Source organism: Vibrio sp. 10N.222.46.A1, from assembly GCF_041473595.1.
Taxonomy (GTDB): Bacteria; Pseudomonadota; Gammaproteobacteria; order Enterobacterales; family Vibrionaceae; genus Vibrio; species Vibrio tasmaniensis_A.
On record NZ_JBFRSN010000025.1, the window covers coordinates 1 to 5,763 of the forward strand.

Consider the following 5,763-nt stretch of genomic DNA (forward strand, 5'->3'; position numbering starts at 1 on the left):
TCTCTTTATAGAGATATATTCCTTGATCGTGAAGTCGCAATAAAAACAATCCCCATTAGTAAGAAGAACAATACGATTGAGGAAGTAAACCTACTCAAATCAATTGCGTCTAAGCATGTTGTTGGATTGTATGACGTTATTCAAACCCAAACTAACATTGAAATATATCAAGAATACTTAGATGGGGAAGATCTAGCTAGCAAAGTAGGTCAGTGTCATGGCCCAGAATTTTTGAGCCTTGCCTATCAGCTAGCATCTGGACTACGTGATATACATTCATCAGGAATATGTCACCGAGATATAAAGTTGGATAATGCGAAATTTGACAAACAAGGTGTACTTAAAATTTTTGATTTTGGTGTATCTCGTATCGGTGATCCGCACCAAACCGTAAATGGTCATGGTACATTAGAATACCTAGCTCCTGAAGCCTTTGGATTATACACGCAAGACTCCGTTGTACTTTCATTTGCGGTCGATATCTATGCACTTGGAGTGACCTTACACAAACTTGCATTTTCGGGTATATGTAAATTCAATAAAACGCTTAATCCGCAACCAGAAAGCCCTCGATTTGCTGAGCTTGGCTTTTGTTCAAAGCTAACATCACTCTTAAATAAATGTGTTTCAGAAAATAAAACGGAGAGACCCTCAGCAAACAGTTTAGTTGCTGAATTACAAAGAGAGCTCCTACGAAATAAACATACTGGTTTGTTTGTTGCACCGAAAGGCTCCCATAATATTGACCAAGCTCATCCAAAAACAAGAATTAAAATTTCTGATGACTTGTCAATTATTATCAATTACAACGGATACGACTTTTATGTTACTAAAGTTGAAGGACATGTTTATATAAATAATGAAATTGTAGATGTGGGTAAGGTGCTTTATGGAGCATGCGTCCTGACATTTGTTCGAGATGCCAATAACCGTTTCTTTGTTTCGTTTTCTTCATCTCATCCGGAGATAGTATTATGAGTCATATTCACAAACCTAACGACATCATTGCAGATCGATACGTGATCGAAAATTATATCGACGAAGGTGGTATGCAACAAGTCTACTCAGCGATAGACAAAAACATTGGACGAAAAGTCGCTTTAAAGACACCAAAAAATGATTCGGCTAGCCTGAGATTTAAAAGTACCGCAATTTGTAGTGCTCGTGTTATTCACCCTAACGTGGCGAAAACTCTAGATTACTTTGGCTTTGATAAACGCGAATACTTAATTGAAGAACTTATTGACGGAAAAGATTTAAACACTGTATTCAGAAATAATTTCTCATATTTAGATCCATGTCTCGTTGCCTTCATAGGACATCATCTATCAAAAGCAGTAGCTGCATCTCATAGCGCAGACGTCGTCCATAGGGATCTCAAACCAAGTAACATTATGATTGTAGGGGGCGAGAAGTTTAGAGATATTAAAGTCACTGACTTTGGTATTGCAAAACTTGTTGATGATGAAATCAACGAGGTTTTTTCTGATACCGAAAATGTTGAAAGCTCCATTGCTGGCTCAAAAACACTCGTTGGTGCTCTACCTTATATGGCCCCAGAAATTGTTTTAAACAAAACAAAAGCTGGAAAACATATTGATATTTGGTCAATAGGTGCAATTATGTATTTCCTACTAACAGGAAAAACACCTTTCACATCGCAATTTGCCCAAATCGTCATTAACTATCATACTCAGAAATCTATCGATCCAATCCTTCATATGGATACATCTCGCCATTTAAACCCGTTAGGCAATCAATTACTAGGCATTATCAAAAGTTGCTTGGATTACGACTATTCAAATCGTCCAAATTCTGAGCAATTAGTTCAAATGTTTTCTTCCCTTTGTTACCCTATTCAAGAAAGAAAATATGGACATATCAAGTATCGACGAGGCACACATGGTTGGGGCTTCATTAAAAACATAGGCCCTAACGATACATTTTATCATACTGAAGAAGTTTTTGGACTTCAGGCTTCCCATAGTGAGCGAGTGTGCTTCTCTGAGTACCCTGGATTACCTCAAGCAAGGGCATTTCCAATTATTCGCTGTAAATAAGTTGCCATACAAATATAATGACGGTCCGTAATTTAAAAGACGGCAACAAAAAACCATGGCTTTGCGACCTCTACCCGCAAGGCCGTAATGGCAAACGTGTTCGTAAGCGCTTCGCCACCAAGGGTGAAGCGCTTGCATTTGAAAAGTACACGCTACAGGAAGTAGACAATAAGCCTTGGCTTGGTGAAAAACCTCAACGTCGCAGTCTTATTGATATGCTTGAACTATGGCAAGCACGCCACGGCCAGTCACTCACTCACTCTAAATACACCTACAATAAACTCAAAGTGATGGCGCTTGGTATGGGCGACCCGCTTTACCATAATTTCACGGCCAAGATGTTCGCTGAATACCGCACTGCGAGATTAGCTGGCGAAATCGCCGACCTAAACGGCAAGAAACTCAAAGTGACGTTTCGCACTTGCAACAATGAACAAGATCTCTTGAATGCGATGATTGTAGAACTTCAAAGAATGGACGAATGGAAAGGCGACAATCCGCTTAATGCCGTTCGTCAATTCAAGCTGCATGAAGCTGAAATGGAGTTTCTTACTGTTGAAGAGATGCAGTATCTAATCGAAGCAGCAGAAGCTCATCCGCACCATGACGATTTACACAAAGTAATTAAGCTATGTTTGGCTACTGGTGGGCGATTTAGAGAATCAGCAACTTTAACTGGGGCACAGCTGACTAAATACAAAGTTACATTCACACAGACCAAAGGTAAAAAGAACCGTTCAGTTCCCATTAGCCCAGAACTCTATGATGTGATTTATAAGGAAGGTTCGGGCCCACTATTCAGCATTAGTTACTCAACGGTTTACCGCTTCATCGTGAAGCATGTACCAAGACTTACCCAACAAGCGGCTCATGTACTTCGTCACACTTTTGCGTCTTATTACATGATGAACGGCGGTAACATTATTGTGCTGCAAAGAATCTTAGGCCACAGTGATATAAAACAGACTATGCGCTACGCGCATTTAGCGCCCGATCATCTAGAAGATGTGCTAATGAAAAACCCTTTGGCTAATCTAGGTACAAAAAACTAATACTAGAAACAAAAAAAGCTACCCGAAGGTAGCCTTTTCAAAATGCATTGTCTAGTGTGAACCCCGTATGACTTATTAAATGTCTATGACACCTAATCAAGTAGAACAAAAGAATTACCTTTTATTCACCCGGTTCTCGTTGTGAATCTTTTCAGATGTTGGTAACACAACCGCACACGTGGGGAGCCTTGACTCAACGTGCTCAAATCCCACCTCATCTTCTTCACCAGACAATGTAAATATTACCGATTCTGGACATTATGTCAAGTCAATGTACTTCAATAACGACCACAAAGCGTTGTTTACTTAGACATGTAACCTGTTTGAGGTTAATATTCTACCTTCAAATTCAACACTATAACTATAACATGCCAGCTCCCATTTTCACCCCTCAAGGTACACATAAAAATGATTACATCGAAGTAGATGGTGAAATCGATTGGGCTATAATTCCAGCACATACACTGCCGGGGCAAAAAGTAGATATGCCTATTCGCTTACGTGTAGGCGATCAAGATTTTGGCGAAAAACACATTTATCATGGTCACGCGGATTGGTTAACTAAAATCAAGCGTTCGGCAAGCGAGTTGGTTTGGGAAAAACTTAGTCTACAGGGCGGTAAATTTTTCAAAGGCAAAAAAAAACGGCACAACCTTTATGTCAATCTAACGCCTCACTGCCTCATCGTTTTAGAGCGCCAGCAAGATCGCGCAACCAACACCCATTTCTATAGCATAGTGACGATGTATCAACACCGCCCTCAACGCCATGACAAAGCACTTGCTGACTACAGCTCAACGTTTAAAAACCCAAATGCAAATACAGCTTTGAGAAAGGGTTAGGCCTTGTAAATAAATGTCCACATAGTGACTACAGAGATTCATGGTATAGAGGTTTTTAGAGGTATATAGGTTAAGCGTAGACACTTAACCTATTGAAAAGCCTTATAGAGCCTAGCCCCTATTGGGGTGATTCAGAATGTGGTCTTCCCAATCGACAACATCGATTTCGTATACCACTTTGTTACGAACACTTTCACCTGCAGCATGCATCTCTGATTTAGAACCTGTAATCAATGGGTGCCACTCAGGAATCGGCTTAGATTCAGATAGAAGACGGTAAGCACAAGTATCTGGTAGCCAGTGAAACTCATCGATTTTGTCACGAGTCAACTTCAAACACTCTTCACCTGAAGTGAATCGGTTCGGGTAATCTTTACACGAACATGTTTTGTCGTTTAACCAGCTACACGCCACATTAGTGTAGTAAACTTCATCGCTATCTTCATCCATTAGTTTATGTAGGCAACACTTACCACAACCGTCACACAGTGATTCCCACTCGTTCTCGGTCATTTGCTCTAGTGTCTTTTCTTGCCAAAATGGAATCGTCATAGGATTACTTCTTACTCTTTTACTGGGGTGCGTGTTATACCGCTAGCCGAATATAAGTTCAAGAATAAAATCAGCTAACGCTCTTTCGCTATGCGGTAGAACTTTCTAAATCCGTGAGTATTTGAATAGCTTCGCTTGTCGTAGCCCCACATACCCAGCTTTCAGCTTTAAAGTCAAAACAGACCTGAGGCCTCTCTTTTTTACCAAATAGTTTACATAGGTTATCAACAGTAAGCTGCTTACAACGCTCACCAGACTTCTTTCCATGAGGATGAAGGGGGAATGAAGATGTAATACTAGGCGCTGTACAGCAAGCACCACAATGAAGACGGCATTCCATAATTGGACCTTAAATAGAATCAAAGGAAAGAAGGTGGGCGATTCTATCCTAAAAATGAAATTAGCCAAGTGAAGTTATTTAATATGTACAAAAAAAGCACCTTATAAAAGGTGCTTCCAATTCATCAAAGACAGAATCTACTTTAAAATATCATGTGGCTTTGAAGACAAAAATTGCGGTGTCATTTCTGCTAAAGCCGCTTTATAGCGAGTCGATGACAATAAATCTCTAGCATCTTGCACTGTGAATTTAGCCTTCTGTCCTTGATCAACAATAGGCCCAAGCGCCATAATATGTTGAGCGCTTGCTTTTAGCTTAGGAGAAGTAACAGAAACTGTTTTGTTATTCCCGTCTTTAAATGATGCAATCACTTTCTTTGTATGGCCAGGATCAACTTGGTCACAGTTTGTAATTGGTGGGTGCGTCATAACGCCTGTTGATGATAAAAGTTGAACTACAGGCTTACCTTCTGCTATCGCTTTGATTTGACAATAAGTTGGGCTTTCACCTATCAAATTGTTTGTATTGTTAAACATGTACATAGTCCAGTCACCTGCACCACTACCTTGATCAGCTTTGTCGACATCAATGCGAGTCCAGCTATCTACCGCACCACTAAAGTCTTTTTTGACGACTAAATTTTGTGTGTCCGAAACGGCGTAAACTTTTTTACCTCCAATTTCGTATTGACCCACGTAATCTTGGTTAAACCAATTAAACCAACCTTTCGAATCAATATGCCTTCCACGGTAAGGGCCATCAAACTGGTGAAGACTTGAAAATTTAGTCTTCGTTATATGGACAGATTTACCGGTAGAGTCGAGATCTGTGACTTCATCTGTGATAAAAAACGGTTGTTCAGTAAAGCTAATTGATGTGTTCGGAGAAACACCTTTCGATGATGAGATATTGTAATC

The 5,763-nt window shown here is 40.0% G+C and carries 6 protein-coding genes and 1 pseudogene; 4 read left to right on the forward strand and 3 right to left on the reverse strand.

From position 1 onward, the window contains the following. From AB4496_RS01120 to AB4496_RS01135, 4 genes are all read left to right on the forward strand, one after another. The coding region (locus tag AB4496_RS01120; protein ID WP_372130502.1) for a serine/threonine-protein kinase at positions 1-978 on the forward strand (978 nt) is incomplete at its 5' end. Next, on the forward strand, positions 975-2,060 hold the full coding sequence (locus tag AB4496_RS01125; protein ID WP_102257944.1) for a serine/threonine-protein kinase: 1,086 nt from the start codon (positions 975-977) through the stop codon (positions 2,058-2,060). The genes AB4496_RS01120 and AB4496_RS01125, both read left to right, overlap by 4 nt. A gap of 17 nt (positions 2,061-2,077) precedes the next feature. After that, the gene (locus tag AB4496_RS01130) at positions 2,078-3,112 is read left to right on the forward strand and encodes a tyrosine-type recombinase/integrase (RefSeq protein WP_102257945.1); all 1,035 of its coding nucleotides are present in this window, start codon (positions 2,078-2,080) and stop codon (positions 3,110-3,112) included. A 368-nt stretch (positions 3,113-3,480) separates the two neighbouring features. Beyond that, on the forward strand, positions 3,481-3,954 hold the full coding sequence (locus AB4496_RS01135; protein ID WP_133151969.1) for a hypothetical protein: 474 nt from the start codon (positions 3,481-3,483) through the stop codon (positions 3,952-3,954). 111 nt (positions 3,955-4,065) lie between these two features. Here AB4496_RS01135 and AB4496_RS01140 read toward each other — a convergent pair whose 3' ends face one another. From AB4496_RS01140 to AB4496_RS01150, 3 genes and pseudogenes are all read right to left on the reverse strand, one after another. Continuing rightward, positions 4,066-4,506 (reverse strand): YcgN family cysteine cluster protein, encoded by a 441-nt coding sequence (locus tag AB4496_RS01140; RefSeq protein WP_102257947.1) that lies wholly within the window; start codon positions 4,504-4,506, stop codon positions 4,066-4,068. Between the two features lie 88 nt (positions 4,507-4,594). Further along, complete coding sequence (locus tag AB4496_RS01145) at positions 4,595-4,846, reverse strand: hypothetical protein (protein WP_009848668.1); 252 nt, start codon at positions 4,844-4,846, stop codon at positions 4,595-4,597. Between the two features lie 137 nt (positions 4,847-4,983). After that, positions 4,984-5,763: pseudogene (locus AB4496_RS01150) on the reverse strand (porin); the annotation flags it as partial.